Raw genomic sequence first — 20,116 nt, forward strand, 5'->3', positions numbered from 1 at the left:
CACACCTCGTTCGCTTTCGTTTAAGCTCATAAATGTTCGATATCGCTCACTATAGCAAACAAACGCGCTTTTGGTAACATCAAAAAAACATTTCAGAGTGATGCATGTAACATATTGGCGTTTATTTACCGCCTGACGGTACACTAGCGGGTAAAATCAGGGTCGGTCATCGCCCGTCATGAAGTGCAATAGAGAAGAGAATCATGGAACAATTTGAATGTATCAATGTAGAAGAAGCGCATCAGAAACTGCATCAGCAGAAGGCGGTGCTGGTCGATATCCGCGACCCGCAAAGCTATGCCATGGGGCACACGCCGGGCGCGTTTCATCTGACCAACGATACCCTGGGCGCTTTTATGCGTGATAACGATTTTGAGACGCCGGTGATGGTGATGTGCTACCACGGCAACAGCAGCAAAGGCGCCGCGCAGTATTTACTGCAGCAGGGCTTCGAGAACGTCTACAGCGTCGACGGCGGTTTTGACGCCTGGCATCGTCATTTCCCGGCGGAAGTCGCGCACGGCTCGCTATAAGCGCGGTACGGTATATACTAGCCCCCTTTGTGTGGAATAAGCGATCCGCTGTATGTTAATGATTACCTCTTTTGCCAACCCGCGCGTGGCCCAGGCGTTTGTCGACTATATGGCGACGCAGGGGGTCATCCTGACTATCCAACAGCACACGCAGAGCGATGTCTGGCTGGCAGATGAAAGCCAGGCCGCGCGGGTGCAGGCCGAGCTGGCCCGTTTTCTCGAAAACCCGACCGACCCGCGCTATCTCGCCGCCAGCTGGCAATCGGGGCATACCAATAGCGGATTGCATTACCAACGCTTTCCTTTTTTAGCTACCCTGCGTAACAACGCCGGGCCGTTTACGTGGGCGATTTTGCTGGCCTGTATCCTGGTCTTCATTCTGCAAAACGTTCTGGGCGATCAGACGATGATGATCTGGCTTGCCTGGCCCTACGATCCTTCGCTGAAATTCGAAGCCTGGCGCTACCTTACCCATGCTTTCATGCACTTCTCGCTGATGCATATTCTGTTTAACCTGCTATGGTGGTGGTACCTCGGCGGTGCGGTGGAGAAGCGCATCGGTAGCGGCAAACTGGTGGTGATTACCATTATCAGCGCTCTGCTGAGCGGATTCGTCCAGCATCAGGTTAGCGGCCCGTGGTTCGGCGGTTTGTCGGGAGTGGTCTATGCATTAATGGGCTATGTCTGGCTGCGCGGCGAGCGCGACCCGCAGAGCGGTATTTATCTGCAGCGTGGTCTGATCCTCTTCTCTTTAGTGTGGTTAGTGGCTGGATGGTTTGATGTTTTCGGCATGTCGATCGCCAATGGCGCGCACGTGGCGGGCCTGGCAGTCGGGCTGGCGATGGCGTTTGTCGATACGCTAAATGTGCGAAAACGAACGTAGAGATTCCCAGGGATATTTCATGAAACAAACACAACGTCATGACGCGATTATCGAGCTGGTAAAAAAACAGGGATACGTCAGTACCGAAGAGCTGGTGGAGCAGTTTGCCGTCAGCCCGCAGACTATTCGTCGCGATCTGAATGATTTAGCGGAACAAAAAATGATCCTGCGCCACCACGGCGGCGCGGCGATGCCTTCCAGCTCGGTCAACACCTCGTGGCACGACAGGAAAGCAACCCAGACGGCGGAAAAAGAGCGTATCGCGCGGAAAGTGGCGAGCGAAATACCCGACGGCGCAACCCTGTTTATCGATATCGGCACAACGCCGGAAGCGGTGGCCCACGCGTTGCTCGATCATAATGACCTGCGGATTGTGACCAACAATCTCAACGTCGCGAATACGCTGATGGTGAAAGACGATTTTCGCATTATCCTCGCCGGCGGCGAGCTGCGCAGCCGCGATGGCGGGATCATCGGCGAAGCGACGCTCGATTTTATCTCCCAGTTCCGTCTCGACTTCGGCATTCTTGGTATAAGCGGTATTGATAGCGACGGTTCGCTGCTGGAGTTTGATTACCATGAAGTGCGCACCAAGCGGGCGATTATCGAAAACTCGCGCCACGTGATGCTGGTGGTGGATCACTCGAAGTTTGGGCGTAATGCGATGGTGAACATGGGCAGCATTAGTATGGTCGATGCGGTTTATACCGATATCATGCCGCCCGCAGGCGTGCTGAAGGTGATTAAAGACAACAACCTGCAGCTGGAGCTGTGCTAAACAGCGTTATACCCCGTATCCCATCATTTTGAGCAACCGCTGGGCATGCTGAACGGCATCCTGGCGGTGCGCGACGCCCAGTTTCTGATACAGATTGCGAATATGCGTTTTAATCGTGGTGGCCGCAACATCCAGTTCGCCGGCGATCTGCTCGTTGCTGTAACCGGAATAGATAAGCCCTAACACCTGCCATTCGCGCTGGGTCAGCGGACTGGTGCGGATAAGCTCCGGCACTTCCGGGTGGTTCAGCAGCCGTTCGACGAAGCTCTCGTCGAAGTGGGCGAATTTATGTCGATGATGCTGGTTAATATCGCGCAGGATGCGCTGCGCGCGGTGCTGCTCCAGCTCCGGCAGCGTATTCAGTTGAATCAGCTGGCGCAGCTGCTGGGCCATGGCTTCGCCTTCAATCACGAAGTGGTTAATAAAGCCGGTGCGGTTAGCGAGGGTTAAGGCTTCCATTAACACTTTTTGCGCTTCGCCCTTGCGGTCCGCCTGCCAGTACAGCTGGTTCAACAGCAGCAGGTTACGGTTGATATCGCTCATCAGCCGCAGCGAGCGGGCATTTTCATTTAACTCTTCCAGCACCATTTCGGCGGAATCAAAATCACCGAGCAGGATCTGCGCGCGGGCAATGTTGCGCCACTGGCTTTGCAGGAAGTGGTTATTAGCGAATTCAGGTTTCGGCGTCTGGCGCAGCCAGTTGGCCGCTGCGGTTTTATCACCGGTCATCTGCCAGTAGATCACCCGCACTTTATCGGCGTTGGAGACCCAATCGCTGTGATAATGGCCGTTGCCCAGTAGATTTTCGAGACGGTTTAATAAGCTGCGGGCGTTGTCGAGATCGCCGCGCGCCAGCGAGCACTGCACCATTAACGCCAGGCATTGCAGCTGCTGCTGCGGCTGGTAGTTTGCCAGCACCGCGATGCCGCTGCGGGCGCTTTCTTCAGCTTCATCAAGACGCGCCCACGCCCATAGCAGCTGCGCGCGGATGCGCAACAGGAACTCATGCATCGGCAGCTGTTCAAGATGCTGATCGCGGATAAGCTGGAAAGCTTTATCCTGAATCTCCCATGCCGCCTGCAGGAAGCCCTGGGCAAACAGAATTTCGCTCTGCTGAATCATGCTCCACAGGGCGTAGTGCCAGACGTCATGACGGCGAGCCATCTGTTCTGTTTGCTGCATCACCGCCAGCGATTTACTCAGGTGGCCTTTGCAGTGCAGCACTTCGCCGTGGACGGAAGTGGCGACGATGCGGCTGTAATAGCTCGCCAGCGGCAGCTCATCCAGGGCCACCATTGCCAGGCGCTCGGCTTCGTCCTGATCGCCGGCGTTGATAGCGACCTGCGCGCGCAGGGCGTTGAAATCGCCGTGCATCGCGGTGTCCATTTCGACATCCATCTCCTGCTCGGCGCGGGCCAGCAGGGTATTCACTTCGCTATAGCGATGCTGGCTCTGCATCAGCCAGGCCTGCAGCAGGATCAGCCGCGGATTTTCCAGCAGGTTCGACCACGGCAGCGCCGCCAGCGATTGTTCCAGCAATCCTAGCTCGCTATGGTTGAACATGCCCCAGGCGTGGTTGAGCAAAATATCGCGCAGCATGGCGGCATCGCCAGCGGCAAGCGCATGATGGATGGCTTCGGTGGGGAACCCCTGCGCCATCCACGCTTCGGCGGCGGCGCGGTGGATTTCCGGAAGCTCGGTGGCCATTTCCCACTGACAGCGCTGGCGCAGGAAGTTGCCGAATAGCGGGTGATAGCGGAACCACTCGCCGGAGTCGTCCATCCGGTGCAGGAACAGCCCCTGACGTTCGATCTCTTCCAGTTGCATTTGGCCGTTCTCTTCGCCTGTCACGCGGACGATAAGCGCGTCGTTCATCGAGCGCAGCAGCGAGCTTTTTAACAAGAAGCTGCGGGTACGGGCATCGACATTATCCAGCACTTCATCGACCAGATAGTCGGAAAGGTGGCTGGCGTTAATGCCGGCGAGACGACGGGCGGAGTGCTGGGCGGAGGTATTTTTCTGCCGGGCGGAGAGGGCGATGAGCTGCAGGGCGGTGGCCCAGCCGGCGACGTCATCGCACAGGCGGCTGCTGTCATCGGCTTCAATGGGGGAGGCGAGGCGGCAGTCAAAGAACTGTTTCGCCTCCTGATGAGTAAAGGCCAACTGTTGGCTGCCGATTTCCAGTAACTGCTCGCGCACCCGCAGGTTGGCGATCCCCAACTGCGGCAGGTTGCGCGACAGCACTACCAGCGTCATGGTCTCTGGCTGATGGCGCAAGAAGAAGCGCATGGCATCGTGGATCACCGGATTGGTGATCAGGTGATAGTCATCAATGACCAGGTACAGCGGGCGCTGCCAGTCGGCAAGCTCAATAAACAGCTGCGCAAACAGCGACGGCAGGCTGGCGTACTGGCGCTTTTGCACCATGGCTTCGCTGGCGGCGCAGTGGCCGCCTGTCGCCTGTTGAATCGCCGCAATCAGATAGCTGGCGAAGCGCTCTTGTTGATTATCGCCTTCATCGAGCGAAAACCAGCCAAGGTCATGCTTACCCGATGCCCACTGCGAAACGAGCGTGGTTTTGCCGTAACCTGCCGGGCTGGTCACCAACGCGAGACGATAATTGTTCGCGCCGGAAAGTTTCGCCAGCAACCGTTCGCGAACCACAGTGTGTTCAAGACGGGATGGACGACTTAATTTTGACGGAATCAACATAGTTCACTTTTTCGCTGTGCAAGAAAGGGATGGGGATTTTTTTTGCGCTTCGTAATTAATGACTCCTAAGGTCGGTGATAATGAAAGTTATTGCAAGTTATGTCCAAAATTGATGCTCTTGAATTTGCTCTCGGTCACAATTTCTCGCTTCGGTTTTTAATTAGCTTTAAACCGGTACCAGAACGCGTCGTTCCTCGGTTTACGACGGTTTCGTCCGGGACGGAATTACTTTACCCAGCATTTTTTGTAGTTGATTGTTTTTATTAAATTATCGTCAGTGGATTCTTAGGGTTAATCTATTTCACGTATTTTTGTCATGGCATCTTTTTATTCTGTCAGTAGTTTATTTTTTATTTCACGATAATGGCACGAGCGAATTTGGCTTTGCGCTATGAATTGCGCTGTAACAAATTTGCCGTTCGTTGCGCTGGCGAAATTATTGTTCTACACGCGCAATAGGGCGGCGAATTCCCGACGACGAGCTAACGTTAAAGTGGCCGCGATCACAATTTTCGCTCATCCCCGCTACTCCTCCCTGTCTAATCCCCCTCGGGAGGAGGCAGCGGCCTCGGGAGGTCGGCACACTAAGGCTAACGTTTTAGTAAAGGACCAGGATTTCTTATGTCACAGACTTCTTTTAACCAGGCTCAGTTTCAGGCTGCACTGACGCGTCAGTGGCAGCGTTTCGGTTTATCGTCAGCCGCAGAGATGACCCAACGCCAGTGGTGGCGTGCGGTCAGCGGCGCGCTGGCGGAGCTTTTGGCGGCGCAACCGGCGGCGGAAGCCGTTAAAGGACAGCGCCACGTTAACTACATTTCGATGGAGTTCCTGATCGGTCGCTTGACCGGTAATAACCTGCTCAACCTGGGCTGGTATGAAGGGGTGAGCGAGACGCTGAAGGCGTACGACATCCAGCTGACCGACCTGCTGGAAGAAGAGACCGATCCGGCGCTGGGCAACGGCGGCCTGGGCCGTCTGGCGGCCTGCTTCCTGGATTCTATGGCCACCGTTGGTCAATCGGCGACCGGCTATGGCCTGAACTATCAGTACGGCCTGTTCCGTCAGTCCTTTGCCGACGGTCAGCAGATGGAAGCGCCGGACGACTGGGGACGCGGCAGCTATCCGTGGTTCCGCCACAACGAAGCGCTGGATGTGCAGGTAGGCATCGGCGGTAAAGTCAGCAAAAGCGGCGAATGGCAACCGGCTTTCGTGATTACCGGCGAAGCCTGGGATCTGCCGGTGCTTGGCTATCGCAATAACGTCGCGCAGCCGCTGCGTCTGTGGCAGGCGAAGCATGCCCATCCGTTTAACCTGACCAAATTCAACGACGGCGATTTCCTGCGCGCGGAGCAACAGGGCATCGACGCGGAAAAATTGACCAAGGTGTTGTATCCGAATGACAACCATCTGGCGGGGAAAAAACTGCGCCTGATGCAGCAGTACTTCCAGTGCGCCTGCTCGGTGGCCGATATTCTGCGTCGTCACCATCTGGCTGGCCGCAAGCTGCATGAGCTGGCGGATTATGAAGTGATCCAGTTGAACGACACCCATCCGACCATCGCCATCCCGGAGCTGCTGCGCGTGCTGATTGATGAGCACCAGATGAGCTGGGACGATGCGTGGGCCATCACCAGCAAAACCTTCGCTTATACCAACCATACGCTGATGCCAGAAGCGCTGGAGTGCTGGGATGAGAAGCTTGTCAAGGCGCTGCTGCCGCGCCATATGCAGATAATCAAAGAGATTAACGACAGATTTAAACTGCTGGTGGAGAAAACCTGGCCGGGCGATAAGCAGGTGTGGGCGAAGCTGGCGGTGGTGCATGACAAACAGGTTCGCATGGCCAACATGTGCGTGGTGAGCGGCTTTGCGGTGAACGGCGTCGCGGCGCTGCACTCCGATCTGGTGGTTAAGGATCTGTTCCCGGAATATCACCAGCTGTGGCCGAACAAATTCCATAACGTGACCAACGGCATTACGCCGCGTCGCTGGATTAAACAGTGTAATCCGGCGCTGGCTGCCCTGCTTGATAAGACGCTGAAGAAAGAGTGGGCCAACGATCTCGACCAGCTGATCAAGCTGGAGAAGTACGCTGACGATGCCAAATTCCGTCAGGTTTATCGCGACATTAAGCAGGCGAATAAAGTGCGTCTCGCTGAGTTCGTGAAGCGGCGTACCGGGATCGACATCAACCCACAGGCGATTTTCGATATCCAGATTAAGCGCCTGCACGAATACAAACGCCAGCATCTCAACCTGCTGAACATTCTGGCGCAGTATAAAGAGATCCGCGAAAACCCGCAGGCCGACCGCGTACCGCGCGTCTTCCTGTTTGGCGCCAAAGCCGCGCCGGGCTACTACCTGGCGAAGAATATTATTCTGGCGATCAACAAGGTGGCCGAGGCGATCAACAACGATCCGCTGGCGGGCGATAAGCTGAAAGTGGTCTTCCTGCCGGATTACTGCGTATCGGCGGCGGAAATGCTGATCCCGGCGGCGGACGTCTCCGAGCAGATTTCCACGGCGGGTAAAGAGGCCTCCGGTACCGGCAACATGAAGCTGGCGCTGAATGGCGCATTGACCGTCGGCACCCTTGATGGCGCCAACGTTGAGATCGCCGAGCAGGTTGGCGAGGACAATATCTTTATCTTCGGCCATACCGTGGAAGAAGTTAAGGCTCTGAAGGCGAAAGGCTACGTTCCGCTGAAATGGCGTAAGAAAGACAAGCTGCTGGACGCGGTGCTGAAAGAGCTGGAAAGCGGTAAATATAGCGGCGGCGACAAACACGCCTTTGATCAGATGCTGCATAGCCTGCTGCAAGGCGGCGATCCGTACCTGGTGCTGGCTGACTTTAGCGCTTACGTCGCGGCGCAGAAGCAGGTAGATGAACTGTATCGCGACCAGGAAGCCTGGACCCGTGCGGCGATCCTCAACACCGCGCGCTGCGGCATGTTCAGCTCCGACCGTTCTATTCGTGATTATCAGCAACGTATCTGGCAGGCAAAACGCTAAGGACAGGCCTATGGAGAATAAACGCCTTGATAACGCCGCGCTGGCGGCGGGGATCAGCCCCAGCTATATCAATGCGCACGGGCAGCCGCAGTCGATCGCGGCGGCCACTAAACAACGCTTGCTGGATGCTATGCATCGTACCGCTACTGCTGCGAAAGCGGCGGTAGAGCCGCTGCCCAGCGTCAAGGTTTTTACCCACGGTAAAAAAATGCAGTTGCCGGTCGCGGGGAGCGGCGCGTTTCACTGGCTACTGACGACCGAAGAAGGTAAGCAGTATCAGGGTGAGACGCGCGGCGGCGAAACGCTCACCCTGCCGGGGAGATTGCCGACGGGCTATCACACCCTAACCCTCACGCGGGACGGCGAACGCTGGCATTGCCGGGCGATCGTCGCCCCGGCGCGCTGCTACGAACCGCAGGCGCTCAAAGAGGGCAAAAAGCTATGGGGCGCCTGCGTCCAGCTCTACACCCTGCGTTCTGAGAACAACTGGGGCATCGGCGACTTCGGCGATCTACGCGCCATGCTGCCGGAAATCGCCCGTCGCGGCGGCGCGTTTATCGGCCTCAACCCGATTCACGCGCTCTATCCGGCGAACCCGGAGAGCGCCAGTCCGTACAGTCCGTCATCGCGCCGCTGGCTCAACGTCATCTATATCGACGTCAACGCGGTGGAAGATTTCCAGCGTAGCCCTGCCGCGCAGGCATGGTGGCAGCTTCCGGAAACCCAGCAGGCCTTGCAGGCCGCGCGGCAGACCGCTGATGTCGACTATACCGCTGTCACCGCGCTGAAGCTGACCGCGCTGCGTCTGGCGTGGGCCGAGTTTTCTACGCGTGAAGATGAGCAAATGGCGGAGTTCCGCCAGTTCGTGCTACGCGAGGGCGAAAGCCTCTACTGGCAGGCGGCGTTTGATGCGCTGCATGCGTGGCAAAGTCAGCAGGATCCGATGCGCTGGGGCTGGCCGGCATGGCCGGAGGCGTATCAGAGTACGAGCAGCCCGCAGGTGAAAACTTTCTGTGCGGAACATGCCGATGAGGTGAGCTTCTATCTGTGGCTACAGTGGCTGGCTTATACGCAGTTCGCCGCCTGTTGGCACACCAGCCAGCAGGACGGGATGCCGATTGGCCTGTATCGCGATCTGGCGGTCGGCGTCGCTGAAGGCGGATCGGAGACGTGGTGCGATCGCGAGCTGTATTGCCTCAGGGCTTCCGTCGGCGCGCCGCCGGACATCCTCGGCCCGCTGGGACAAAACTGGGGCCTGCCGCCGATGGATCCGCATGTGATGGCTGCCCGCGCCTACGAGCCGTTTATCGAACTGCTACGGGCGAATATGCAAAACTGCGGCGCATTGCGTATTGACCACGTGATGTCGGTGCTGCGCTTGTGGTGGATACCGTATGGCGAAACCGCCGACCATGGCGCCTATGTGCAGTATCCCGTGGATGACCTGCTGGCGATCCTGGCGCTGGAGAGCCAGCGGCACCGCTGCATGGTCATTGGCGAAGACCTCGGTACCGTACCGGTTGAAATCGTCGGCAAGCTGCGCAAAAGCGGCGTTTACTCGTATAAAGTGCTCTATTTCGAAAATGGCCCTGATAAAACGTTCCGCGCGCCGAAGGCTTATCCGCAGCAGTCGATGGCGGTCGCGACGACCCACGATCTCCCGACGCTGCGCGGCTATTGGGAGAGCGGCGATTTGACGCTCGGGAAGACGCTGGGTCTGTATCCGGATGAAGTGGTGCTGCGCGGCTTATATGCCGATCGCGAACAAGCAAAGCAGGGGTTGCTGGATGCGCTGCATCGGCACGGCTGTTTGCCGAAGCGCGCCGGGCATAAAGCCTCGCTGATGGCGATGACCTCAACGCTTAATCGCGGGATGCAGCGCTACATCGCCGACAGCAACAGCGCCCTGCTTGGACTGCAGCCGGAAGACTGGCTGGAGATGGCTTCACCGGTCAACATCCCGGGCACCAGTACCGAGTATCCCAACTGGCGGCGTAAGCTTACCGTGACGCTCGAGCAGATGTTTGCCGATGCGCAGGTGAATAAGCTGATTAAAGATCTGGATAAGCGCCGCAAAGCCCGCTAATCCAGAGAGAATTCCCCGGTGGTGCTGCGCTTACCGGGGCTACGGTTGAGAGCCGAAGAACAAAAAGGGAACGAGGATTACACCACCATCCCCAGGACCGTAGCCCGGATAAGGCGCTTTGCGCCGCTATCCGGGAAACGAATAATAAAAAGGCCGGGGCGCATGATGCGCACCCGGCCTTTTTTATCTCAGGGAACGAGGGTTACACCACCATCCCCAGCAGCAGACAACCAACCAGGCCGCACACGGAAATGATGGTTTCAAGTACCGACCAGGACTTGATGGTCTCGCCAATGGTCAGGTTGAAATACTCTTTGAACAGCCAGAAACCTGGATCGTTCACGTGCGAGAAGATAACGCTACCGGAACCCACGGCGATAACCATCAGCTCCGGGCTAACGCCGGTGGTGGCAATCAGCGGCGCGGCGATACCACCCGCGGTGATAGCGGCAACGGTCGCTGAACCCAGCGCAATACGAAGCACCGCGGCGATAGACCACGCCATAAACAGCGGTGACATATTGGATTCGTGCATGATAGAAGCGATGTACTTATCCATGCCGCTATCCACCAGCACCTGCTTAAAGGCGCCGCCGCCGCCGATGATTAACAGCATCATGGCAATAATTTTAATAGAGGAGGTCAGCGTATCGTTGATCTGCTCCATGGAACGGCCGCGGTTCAGGCCGAAAGTGAACAGCGCGATCAGCACCGCAATCAGGGTCGCCATCACCGGGTCGCCGAAGAACTCGGCAACGGGCAGGAAGGCGTGGCCCTTCGGCAGAACCATCTCGGCGACGGCGCGCATCGCCATCAGGATCACCGGTACCAGAGAGGTCCAGACGCTGACGCCAAAGCCCGGCATCTCTTCTTCGGTGAAGGTTTTCGGGTTGTGCAGGCCTTCCGGGATCGGCTTATCAATACCTTTCAGGAAACGGGCGAAAACCGGGCCGGCGAGAATAACCGTCGGGATAGCCAGAATCGTACCGTAGAGCAGCGTTTTGCCCATATCGGCGTGGAAAATTGTCGCGATAGCGGTCGGGCCCGGGTGCGGCGGCAGGAAACCGTGGGTGACGGAGAGCGCCGCGGCCATCGGTACGCCAACGTACAGCAGCGGGATACGCGCGGAAGCGGCGATGGTAAAGACCAGCGGCAGCATCAGCACGAAACCGACTTCATAGAACAGGGCGAAACCGACGGTGAAACCGGTCAGTACAACGGCCCATTGAATATGTTTTTTACCGAATTTATCAATCAGGGTGGTGGCGATACGCTGCGCGCCGCCGCAGTCCGCCAGCATTTTACCGAGCATAGCGCCGAAGCCCATGATCAGTGCGAGGCTGCCGAGCGTGCCCCCGACGCCGTTTTTGATGGATACGATGACTTTATCCAGAGGCATACCCTGCATTAATCCGACGGCGAGCGCCACCAGAACCAGAGCGATGAAGCCGTTCATTTTGAAACGGATCATCAGCAACAATAACAGGGCAACCCCGATAGCTACGATGACTAATGGCATGATTTACCTGGCCTTAACTTGTTATGGGTAACGTTAAAGTCTGAACATCTACAGTATCCGTTCCGCAGAGGAACAAGGATGTCTTGCACCGTAAAGCTGGCATATTCCTGACCCAGAGAAAGGATAGCTGGCTATTTTTTTGTCGGTGGTGCTTGTCGTGGATGATACGGGTAACATGTGAGCTTTGAGAATGCCCTGAACCGGGTAAATTTTAAATATGAGACTTAAGTCATACTCTCTGCCGGGTTTTTGCCGTGCCGGCTAGTCAGAAATGTTGTGCGGTAACATGCGGGAAGGAGAAGTCACCCGGCAAGCGGTTGTTGCCGGGCGAGAAGGCGTAAGCTTAGTAGTAGGAGTGCTCGCCGCGCTGGTGTTCGGTCAGGTCGCGCACGCCTTTCAGCTCCGGGAATTCGTTCAGCAGCTGTTTTTCGATCCCTTCTTTCAGGGTCACGTCGACCATCGAGCAGCCGTTGCAACCACCGCCGAACTGCAGGATAGCCAGACCGTCTTCGGTGATTTCCATCAGCGAGACACGACCGCCGTGACCGGCCAGCTGTGGGTTGATCTGCGACTGCAGCAGGTACTCCACGCGCTCCATTAGCGGGGCATCGTCGGAAACCTTACGCATTTTGGCGTTCGGCGCTTTCAGCGTCAGCTGGGAACCGAGTTGGTCAGTGACGAAGTCGATTTCAGCATCTTCCAGATAAGGCGCGCTGAGTTCATCAACATACGCGGTCAGCTGTTCAAATTTCAGCGCCGTGTCGGTGTCTTCCACCGCATCCGGTGGGCAGTAGGATACGCCGCACTCAGCGTTTGGGGTGCCGGGATTAATCACAAATACGCGAATTTGCGTCCCTTCTTCCTGATTTGCCAGCAGTTTGGCAAAGTGCGCTTGTGCAGCATCGGAAATACGGATCATAGCGTTGGCCTAATAGTTGACTATTTTACTGGGTTATAATACGCCCATCAGCGGGGGTCTACAAGGTACGGCATACACACCATACCTGAACCGTCGCGGCGCCGTTTCGCAAAAGCAGGCGGGAAATCTCGGCGACGGTGCTTCCGGTTGTGACGACATCATCCACAATGGCGATATGGTGGCCCCGAACGGATAATTCAACCTGGAAAGCATTTTTCAGGTTCTGCTTACGTAATCTGGCGCTTAACTGATGCTGTGTTGCGGTACGCCGGATTCGCTTCAGCGCATCGCCGCGCCAGGCGCAACCCATCCAGCGCGCCAGCGGGCGACATAGCGCCTCGCTTTGGTTAAATCCCCGACGCCAGTGGCGGCGTTGCCAAAGAGGCACGCTGATAATCCGGTCCACTGGCGGCAGCCCGCGGTTAAGGCGCAGGCGCAAAATAAGCAGTCGCGCCAGCGCTGGGGCGAGTTCCGGACGAGGCCCGAACTTTAACTGATGCACCAGTCCGCTTAGCGCAGGGGTATAGCTATTCACCGTCACCAGCCGCTGCCAGGGCGGCGGTTTTTGCAGGCAGCGTCCACAGGGTAAGGTGGGCGCCAATGCGGGTAAACCGCACTGCGGGCAGAGTGATTGTGAGATGAGCAGCGAGGCGGTGCAGCGCGAGCAAATCCCCCAGTGAGCGATGGCCAGCGGCATTTGGCATAGCCAGCATAAGCTGTGTGCTGTTAGCATAATTCCCCTCATAGTGATGGAAAGAGAACAGTAACTGATGAATGACATCTGGTGGCAAACCACGGGCGAAGGAAATTGTCATCTTGTGCTGCTGCACGGATGGGGGCTGAATGCCAACGTGTGGGATTGCATTACGCCGGAACTGGCTACGCATTTTACCCTGCACCTGGTGGATCTACCGGGCTATGGCCGCAGCGGTGGTTTTGGCGCCTTAACGCTTGAAGAGATGGCGCAGCAGGTCGTTGCAAAAGCACCGGAGCAGGCCATCTGGCTTGGCTGGAGCCTGGGCGGGTTGGTAGCGAGCCTGGTGGCGCTGCAGCATCCGCAACGCGTGCAGGCGCTGGTGACCGTCGCTTCTTCGCCGTGTTTTGGCGCGCGCGACCCGTGGCCGGGGATTAAACCGGAAGTGCTGAGCGGCTTCCAGCAGCAGCTTAGTGAAGATTTCCAGCGTACCGTCGAGCGTTTTCTCGCCCTGCAGACCATGGGTACCGAAAGCGCGCGCCAGGACGCCCGTGCGCTGAAAAGCACCGTTCTGTCGCTGCCGATGCCGCCTGCCGAGGTTCTCAACGGCGGGTTGGAGATTCTCAAAACCGCCGATTTGCGTCAACCGCTCGCCGCGCTGACCATGCCGTTTTTGCGCCTCTATGGTCGTCTGGATGGGCTGGTGCCGCGTAAAATCGTTCCGCTATTGGATGAGCTGTGGCCGCAAAGTGAGTCTATCATTTTCGAAAAGGCGGCCCATGCGCCGTTTATTTCACATCCCCAGCCATTTTGTGAGCCTCTGATCGCGTTGAAAAAGCGGCTGAATAATTATTTTTAGCGCCGCGTGGTAAATCATCAGGATCGGGCAATACTTAGGTTGTTGCGGCGGTTGATTATTTCGTTTTTGCCGCCGCAAACTAAAAATAACAACCTTATGGAGAGTAAAGGCTATGAAACTTGTTACAGGTATTGTTGCATCTCTGGTGATTGGCTCCCTCTCTTTTGGCGCGTTCGCGGCGAAAGAGATTCAAAAAGATGAAGTCGCGAAGATGAATCTGACCAAGGTCGGCAGCATCACGACTTCCCGTACCACGTCGCCGATGGACGCGAAGCGCGATCTGTCTAAGAAGGCGGATGAGTTGGGTGGTAAGTACTTCGTGGTGATTGCCGGCGAGAAGAACGAGAAGACGGTTCACGCGAACGCCGACGTGTATAAGTAAGCCCGATTTCCCCTGCCAGGCGCAGCCTGGCAGGGCTCCAGCTCAACGTCGTTGGGTAGCCCGGATACGGCGCAACGCGCCGCCATCCGGGATGTCTATTCAGCGCAAAGACCACCACTCCCGCAGGCAGGCTTTCCCTTCAGGGCAGCTTTTACAGCTGCCTGAAAGGCAGCCATCAGCATCTTCGGTCTTTCTGACGACTTTCCCCATCGCTTCCAGGCGGCTCAACATGGCGTCGATCAGCGGTCGCGGCGTATGCAGGCGGGCGCTCAGCTGTGCGGCTTCCATTCGCCCCTGCAGGGCCAGCATATCGCGTACTTCGATTAACGATGCCATGCGCATACTCCTTAGTGGCAGTCGCCGGCCGGGCTCTGGCAGCAAGACGTCGGGGTTTTACGCGTCGCCAGCAGCGAAACGTCTACCCGGCTCCGCGCCCGACGCAGAAGGCCAAAGACCACGACGTTAAACAGAATCACCGCCAGAATACACACCAGGCTGTAGCGCGGGTGCTGGCTAAAGCTCACGGTCTGGTAGTACAGCGTTGATAGCGAGTAGGCGATATTCAACCCCCACAGCACCGAGAACATCATCCAACCGCGGCTGGACTCACGGGCAATCGCCCCCATCACGGAAATGCATGGAATATAGAGCAGGACGAAGATCAGGTAGCTGTACGCGGCGGCGGCGCTGCCGAATTTACTGCCCATCACGCCCATTGCGCCGGTTTCCATTTCGCCATCGCCTTTGCTTGCTTCAATCGGGTTCGCCAGCACGCTCAGGCTAAAGGTGTCTTTCAGCCCCTGCCAGGTTTCATCGACGGCGGCTAACAGCTCGTCGCCAAGGCTAAACTCCTGTGGGTTAAACTCTTCATTCTGGATATCTTCCGCGGTGTAGAGGGTATTCAGCGTACCGACCACCACTTCTTTCGCCATCGCGCCGGTAAACAGGCCGACGGTTGCCTGCCAGTTATCTTCGTGCACGCCAATGGGCTTAAACACCGGGGTAATCACCCGGCTGACCGAAGCCAGCGCCGAGTCGTTGATGTTATCGACCACTTTGCCGCTGAGCGAGAAGCTGTTCAGCGCGCTGAGGAAAATACTGACGATGACAATCACCTTACCGGCGCGCAGGACGAAGCCTTTCAGGCGCTGCCAGGTCTGGATAACCAGGCTCTTGATGTGCGGTACGTGATACACCGGCAGCTCCATCACAAACGGCGAGGCTTCGCCGCGCATAATGGTGTATTTGAGCATCAGGCCGGTGAGGATCGCCATCACGATGCCCAGCACGTACAGTGAGAAGACCGCCAGCGCGCCGTTCTGCCCGAAGAAGGCAGCGGCGAAGACCGCGAAAATCGCCAGTCGCGCGCCGCAGGACATAAATGGCGCCATCATGATGGTCATTAGCCGTTCACGCGGCGCATCCAGCGTACGGGCGCCCATTACCGAAGGCACGTTACAGCCGAAACCGACGATCAGCGGCACGAAGGATTTCCCCGGCAGGCCTAACGCCTGCATCAGGCGGTCCATCACGAAGGCCGCGCGCGCCATATACCCGGAGTCCTCAAGGAAAGAGAGGAACAGGTACATCATGCCGATTTGCGGCACCAGCGGCAGCACGGTATTGATACCGCCGCCCAGCCCTTGCGCGAGGAATACGGTCAGCCAGTCCGGGAAGTGCAGGGTGTAGCCCAGCCACTGGATGCCGTGAATGAAGATAGCCACCGAACCGGCGTCGAAAATCGGCTGCAGGGCGCCGCCGATGTTGATAGCCAGCAGGAACATCAGGTACATCACGAACAGGAAGATCGGTAAGCCGAGGAAGCGGTTAAGGATAATTTTATCCATCGCCGTGGTGAAGCGGCTCGGCTCTGCGGTCAGGGTGTTACTGACGGCATCGCATACCGCGGCGATACTTTGATAGCGGGCATCGGCGATATACAGTGCCGGATCGTCCATCTCGCCACTCAGGTTAGCCAGCGCCAGATCGAGTTTGTCGGCGGCGTTGCCGGCGAAAGCGCGGCTATAAATATCGCCTTCCAGCATCTGCAGCCCCAGCCAGCGGCGCTGACGCAGCGGCATATCAGCAGGCATCGCCTGCGCCAGCATATCGGCTTCGCGCTGCAGAGATTGTGGATAGTGCACCAGTTCCAGCGGCTGATTTTTCTCATGGCGGTCAAGCGCCATTTTTAGCGCTTCGATACCGCGGCCGCGGGTGGAGACCAGCGGTATCACCGGGCAACCGAGACGGGCCGCTAACGCGTCGACGTCGATGCGGATTTGCTGCTTTTCGGCAATATCGAGCATGTTTAGCGCGACGACGCAGGGAATACCCAACTCCAGCAATTGCAGAGTCAGATAGAGGTTACGTTCCAGGTTCGAGGCGTCGATGACGTTAATCAGAAGGTCGGCATCGCCGCTGAGAATATAGTGACAGGCAATCTGTTCGTCGAGCGACGTCTGCGAGGAGATGGTGGTCAGCGAATAGGTGCCCGGCAGGTCGACCAGGGTGACCTGGTGGTCGGTGGTGGTGAAGGCGCCTTCTTTACGCTCAACGGTGACCCCCGCCCAGTTACCCACCCGCTGGCGCGCGCCGGTTAGTTGATTAAATAACGTTGTTTTGCCGGAATTAGGATTACCAATTAAACCAACGGTTAATTTTTTCATTTTTTCAGACTCTTAGTGCTGGGTCAGGTGTTATTGCGCAACCGCTTCCAGTTCAATTAACGCGAGGTCTTTTTTACGTAATACCAGGCTCACGCGCCGGGTCTCAATATGAATAGGATCGCCCAGCGGCGCCACGCGTACGACATGAAACGAAGAGCCGGGCAACATTCCCAGGGAGAGCAGTTTCTGCCGATAAGCCGGGCTAATATCGCGGGAAAAACCGGTGATTTTCCACACACTATCAGGAGTGAATTGCATAGGGCCTACTTGTTATCGCTAACCGAAAAGAGAATTTCCATACGCGGCGGTTAAAGCGGCGCTGGGGGCTATAGCCAACGAAGAAGAATAAAATTTAACTGATAACGATGATAATGAGAATGGTTTGTATCATCAATACATGACAAGGATAATAAATGCGGTTTTCCTGGGAATTTGCTTATTTTTTGATATGACGCAAGAACGCTGCTGTAGTCAAAAATAAGGGAAAAATTAATTTCTTCATTTAATGTTTAATAAAGGTTTCATTAGTTAACAGAATGAAACTTTATAAATTTCGAACTTATTGAAAGGTTACTGGAATATATTAATCGAGGCTCAGGCATTAAAAAGCGGAAAATTGCCCCTCGTATAGAGGGGCAGGGAAGGATTAACGTTTTTTTCCCATCGCGGCGGCCAGCGCATCCATCATCGCGCTGTTGCCGGCTGGCTGAGCATCGCGACCGCGCGGCTTCGCCGCTTTTGCCGCCGGGCGGTTACCCTGCGGGCGATCGTTGCCGCCGCCGCGGCGCGCGTTGCTGTCGCCCGGTTGTTCATCCAGACGCATCGTTAACGCGATGCGTTTACGCGGCAGGTCCACTTCCATCACCTTCACTTTGACGATATCGCCCGCTTTGACCACGGTATGCGGGTCTTCAACGAACTTATTCGACAGCGAAGAGATATGGACCAGGCCATCCTGGTGCACGCCGATATCGACGAAGGCGCCAAAGTTGGTAACGTTGGTGACCGCGCCTTCCAGAATCATCCCTGGCAGCAGGTCGTTCATCGTCTCAACGCCGTCGGCGAACTGGGCGGTTTTAAACTCAGGGCGCGGATCGCGGCCCGGTTTTTCCAGCTCTTTGATGATATCGGATACCGTCGGCACGCCGAACTTATCATCGGTAAAATCAGAGGCTTTCAGGTTGCGCAGCTCGCTGCTGTTGCCCATCAGATCTTTCAGCGCCTGCTGGGTTGCGGCCAGAATACGCTCGACCACCGGGTAGGCTTCCGGGTGAACGGTTGAGGCGTCCAGCGGGTTATCGCCGTGGTTAATACGCAGGAAGCCTGCGCACTGCTCAAAGGCTTTCGGCCCCAGACGGCTTACCTTCAGCAACTGCTGGCGGTTATGGAACTGGCCGTTCTCGTCGCGCCAGGCGACGATATTCTGCGCCATCATGCGGGTCAGGCCGGCAACGCGGGTTAACAGCGCCACCGAGGCGGTGTTAAGGTCAACGCCGACGGCGTTAACGCAGTCTTCCACCACCGCATCCAGCTTACGCGCCAGCTGCGTCTGACTAACGTCATGCTGATACTGACCGACGCCGATTGATTTCGGATCGATTTTCACCAGCTCGGCCAGCGGATCCTGCAGACGGCGGGCGATAGAGACCGCGCCGCGTAGGGAAACGTCGAGGTCCGGGAACTCCTGCGCCGCCAGTTCGGAAGCCGAGTAGACCGATGCGCCGGCTTCGCTGACGATCACTTTCTGGGCGGTTACTTTCGGGAACTGTTTTTGCACGTCGAGGAAGAAACGCTCGGTCTCGCGCGAAGCGGTACCGTTGCCGATAGCCACCAGCTCAACGTTATGTTTCTCGCACAGCGCCGCCACGACGACGGCGGCTTTAGCCGCCTGGCCGGTGTGCGGGTAGATGGTATCGGTGGCCACCAGTTTGCCGGTGCCGTCGACTACCGCCACTTTTACGCCGGTACGCAGGCCCGGATCGAGCCCCATGGTGGCGCGCAGGCCGGCAGGCGCGGCCATCAGCAGGTCATGGAGGTTACGGGCGAATACGTTAATCGCTTCGTCTTCCGCGCGTTCGCGCACGGTGCCCATTAATTCGGTTTCGAGGTGCATCAGCACCTTGATGCGCCAGGTCCAACTGACGACGCCTTTGCGCCAGCTGTCCGCCGGGGCATTATTCAGGCGCAGGCCGAGATGATCGATAATGATCTGCTCGCAGTGGCTCTCTTTCGGCGGCTCGTCAAACTGCGGGTCGGCGTTGAGCGACAGCTGCAGCACGCCCTCATTGCGCCCGCGGAACATCGCTAGCGCGCGGTGCGACGGCACGGAAGCGATCGGTTCATGGTGGTCGAAGTAATCGCGGAATTTAGCGCCTTCTTCTTCCTTGCCGCTGACGACGCTGGCCACCAGGTGGGCGTTTTTCCACAGATAATCACGCACCTTCGCCAGCAGGGCGGCGTCTTCCGCGAAACGCTCCATCAGAATATAGCGCGCGCCGTCGAGAGCGGCTTTACTATCCGCCACGCCTTTATCGGCATCGATATAGTTTGCCGCTTCGGTTTCCGGATCGTGGGAAGGCTCATTCCACAGCAGATCGGCCAGCGGTTCGAGACCGGCTTCAATAGCGATTTGCCCACGGGTGCGGCGTTTGGGTTTGTACGGCAGGTAGAGGTCTTCGAGCTCGGTTTTGCTGAGGGTGGCGTTGATGGCTTTTTCCAGCGCTTCGTTGAGCTTGCCCTGTTCGCCGATCGATTTGAGGATCGCCTGGCGGCGGTCTTCCAGTTCGCGCAGATACCCGAGGCGAGTTTCCAGATTACGCAGCTGCGTGTCATCCAGACCGCCGGTGACTTCCTTACGATAACGTGCAATAAACGGCACGGTGTTCCCTTCATCAAGCAGGCGAACGGCAGCTTCTACCTGTTCGGCTCTGGCCTGAAGTTCACCCGCAATAATGCGGCAGAGCGAATCATTCATCATCGGTTTTATTCATCATTAGGGTCAAAAATCAGGGGATAGTTATACGGGGTGACAGGCTAAAATGCCAGCCGCGACCGGGTTCTCTCGGAATGTTCC

15 protein-coding genes are annotated in these 20,116 nt (G+C 57.0%); 7 read left to right on the plus strand and 8 right to left on the minus strand.

Annotated elements, in window-relative coordinates:
• Positions 1-203 precede the first annotated feature (203 nt).
• From glpE to PGR79_RS13770, 3 genes are read left to right on the plus strand one after another with little or no spacing between them, the layout of a single operon-like run.
• Positions 204-533, plus strand: a complete 330-nt coding sequence (gene glpE, locus PGR79_RS13760; RefSeq protein ID WP_015369349.1) for a thiosulfate sulfurtransferase GlpE — start codon at positions 204-206, stop codon at positions 531-533.
• Between the two features lie 52 nt (positions 534-585).
• Positions 586-1,416, plus strand: coding sequence for a rhomboid family intramembrane serine protease GlpG (glpG, locus tag PGR79_RS13765; protein WP_430921873.1), 831 nt, complete (start codon positions 586-588; stop codon positions 1,414-1,416).
• Between the two features lie 19 nt (positions 1,417-1,435).
• On the plus strand, positions 1,436-2,194 hold the full coding sequence (locus tag PGR79_RS13770; RefSeq protein ID WP_015369351.1) for a DeoR/GlpR family transcriptional regulator: 759 nt from the start codon (positions 1,436-1,438) through the stop codon (positions 2,192-2,194).
• A 6-nt stretch (positions 2,195-2,200) separates the two neighbouring features.
• Here the strand turns inward: PGR79_RS13770 and malT are convergent, their stop codons facing one another.
• The gene (gene malT / locus PGR79_RS13775) at positions 2,201-4,906 is read right to left on the minus strand and encodes an HTH-type transcriptional regulator MalT (protein ID WP_045394833.1); all 2,706 of its coding nucleotides are present in this window, start codon (positions 4,904-4,906) and stop codon (positions 2,201-2,203) included.
• Between the two features lie 621 nt (positions 4,907-5,527).
• On the opposite strand from malT, the gene malP reads away from it, so the two are divergent.
• A complete protein-coding gene (malP, locus tag PGR79_RS13780) occupies positions 5,528-7,918 on the plus strand; it encodes a maltodextrin phosphorylase (protein ID WP_430921875.1) in 2,391 nt (796 codons plus the stop codon).
• Between the two features lie 10 nt (positions 7,919-7,928).
• Complete coding sequence (gene malQ, locus PGR79_RS13785; protein WP_430921877.1) at positions 7,929-10,004, plus strand: 4-alpha-glucanotransferase; 2,076 nt, start codon at positions 7,929-7,931, stop codon at positions 10,002-10,004.
• A gap of 202 nt (positions 10,005-10,206) precedes the next feature.
• On the opposite strand, the gene gntT is transcribed toward malQ, so the two are convergent.
• The 3 genes from gntT to gntX all read right to left on the minus strand — a co-directional run bounded on the left by gntT (position 10,207) and on the right by gntX (position 13,175).
• Positions 10,207-11,523 (minus strand): gluconate transporter, encoded by a 1,317-nt coding sequence (gene gntT, locus PGR79_RS13790; RefSeq protein ID WP_015369355.1) that lies wholly within the window; start codon positions 11,521-11,523, stop codon positions 10,207-10,209.
• 343 nt (positions 11,524-11,866) lie between these two features.
• Entirely contained in the window at positions 11,867-12,442 is a 576-nt protein-coding gene (gene nfuA, locus PGR79_RS13795) for a Fe-S biogenesis protein NfuA (RefSeq protein WP_015369356.1), read from the minus strand.
• Between the two features lie 58 nt (positions 12,443-12,500).
• Positions 12,501-13,175 carry a DNA utilization protein GntX gene (gntX, locus tag PGR79_RS13800; RefSeq protein WP_213794136.1) on the minus strand — a complete coding sequence of 225 codons (675 nt, stop codon included), beginning with the start codon at positions 13,173-13,175 and terminating at the stop codon, positions 12,501-12,503.
• Between the two features lie 37 nt (positions 13,176-13,212).
• On the opposite strand from gntX, the gene bioH reads away from it, so the two are divergent.
• Together bioH and PGR79_RS13810 are read left to right on the plus strand one after the other, a co-directional pair.
• Positions 13,213-13,995: a pimeloyl-ACP methyl ester esterase BioH gene (gene bioH / locus PGR79_RS13805; RefSeq protein WP_087859058.1), complete on the plus strand. Its 783-nt coding sequence runs from the start codon at positions 13,213-13,215 to the stop codon at positions 13,993-13,995.
• Between the two features lie 112 nt (positions 13,996-14,107).
• Positions 14,108-14,377 carry a YdgH/BhsA/McbA-like domain containing protein gene (locus tag PGR79_RS13810; protein ID WP_015369359.1) on the plus strand — a complete coding sequence of 90 codons (270 nt, stop codon included), beginning with the start codon at positions 14,108-14,110 and terminating at the stop codon, positions 14,375-14,377.
• A 99-nt stretch (positions 14,378-14,476) separates the two neighbouring features.
• Here the strand turns inward: PGR79_RS13810 and feoC are convergent, their stop codons facing one another.
• The 4 genes from feoC to PGR79_RS13830 all read right to left on the minus strand — a co-directional run bounded on the left by feoC (position 14,477) and on the right by PGR79_RS13830 (position 20,020).
• On the minus strand, positions 14,477-14,713 hold the full coding sequence (gene feoC / locus PGR79_RS13815) for a [Fe-S]-dependent transcriptional repressor FeoC (protein ID WP_087859059.1): 237 nt from the start codon (positions 14,711-14,713) through the stop codon (positions 14,477-14,479).
• An 11-nt stretch (positions 14,714-14,724) separates the two neighbouring features.
• Complete coding sequence (gene feoB, locus PGR79_RS13820; RefSeq protein ID WP_087859060.1) at positions 14,725-17,043, minus strand: Fe(2+) transporter permease subunit FeoB; 2,319 nt, start codon at positions 17,041-17,043, stop codon at positions 14,725-14,727.
• A gap of 30 nt (positions 17,044-17,073) precedes the next feature.
• Positions 17,074-17,301: a ferrous iron transporter A gene (gene feoA / locus PGR79_RS13825; RefSeq protein WP_087859061.1), complete on the minus strand. Its 228-nt coding sequence runs from the start codon at positions 17,299-17,301 to the stop codon at positions 17,074-17,076.
• A gap of 388 nt (positions 17,302-17,689) precedes the next feature.
• On the minus strand, positions 17,690-20,020 hold the full coding sequence (locus PGR79_RS13830; RefSeq protein ID WP_047065870.1) for a Tex family protein: 2,331 nt from the start codon (positions 20,018-20,020) through the stop codon (positions 17,690-17,692).
• Between the last annotated feature and the right edge of the window lie 96 nt (positions 20,021-20,116).

The sequence above is a fragment of the Klebsiella sp. 141161 genome (assembly GCF_050600815.1).
Classification (GTDB): domain Bacteria; phylum Pseudomonadota; class Gammaproteobacteria; order Enterobacterales; family Enterobacteriaceae; genus Klebsiella; species Klebsiella aerogenes.

Coding starts and splice junctions, on each gene's coding strand:
- glpE (WP_015369349.1), top strand. CDS start 204: ATGGAACAATTTGAATGTATCAATGTAGAAGAAGCGCATCAGAAACTG.
- glpG (WP_430921873.1), top strand. CDS start 586: ATGTTAATGATTACCTCTTTTGCCAACCCGCGCGTGGCCCAGGCGTTT.
- PGR79_RS13770 (WP_015369351.1), top strand. CDS start 1,436: ATGAAACAAACACAACGTCATGACGCGATTATCGAGCTGGTAAAAAAA.
- malT (WP_045394833.1), bottom strand. CDS start 4,906: ATGTTGATTCCGTCAAAATTAAGTCGTCCATCCCGTCTTGAACACACT.
- malP (WP_430921875.1), top strand. CDS start 5,528: ATGTCACAGACTTCTTTTAACCAGGCTCAGTTTCAGGCTGCACTGACG.
- malQ (WP_430921877.1), top strand. CDS start 7,929: ATGGAGAATAAACGCCTTGATAACGCCGCGCTGGCGGCGGGGATCAGC.
- gntT (WP_015369355.1), bottom strand. CDS start 11,523: ATGCCATTAGTCATCGTAGCTATCGGGGTTGCCCTGTTATTGTTGCTG.
- nfuA (WP_015369356.1), bottom strand. CDS start 12,442: ATGATCCGTATTTCCGATGCTGCACAAGCGCACTTTGCCAAACTGCTG.
- gntX (WP_213794136.1), bottom strand. CDS start 13,175: ATGCTAACAGCACACAGCTTATGCTGGCTATGCCAAATGCCGCTGGCC.
- bioH (WP_087859058.1), top strand. CDS start 13,213: ATGAATGACATCTGGTGGCAAACCACGGGCGAAGGAAATTGTCATCTT.
- PGR79_RS13810 (WP_015369359.1), top strand. CDS start 14,108: ATGAAACTTGTTACAGGTATTGTTGCATCTCTGGTGATTGGCTCCCTC.
- feoC (WP_087859059.1), bottom strand. CDS start 14,713: ATGGCATCGTTAATCGAAGTACGCGATATGCTGGCCCTGCAGGGGCGA.
- feoB (WP_087859060.1), bottom strand. CDS start 17,043: ATGAAAAAATTAACCGTTGGTTTAATTGGTAATCCTAATTCCGGCAAA.
- feoA (WP_087859061.1), bottom strand. CDS start 17,301: ATGCAATTCACTCCTGATAGTGTGTGGAAAATCACCGGTTTTTCCCGC.
- PGR79_RS13830 (WP_047065870.1), bottom strand. CDS start 20,020: ATGATGAATGATTCGCTCTGCCGCATTATTGCGGGTGAACTTCAGGCC.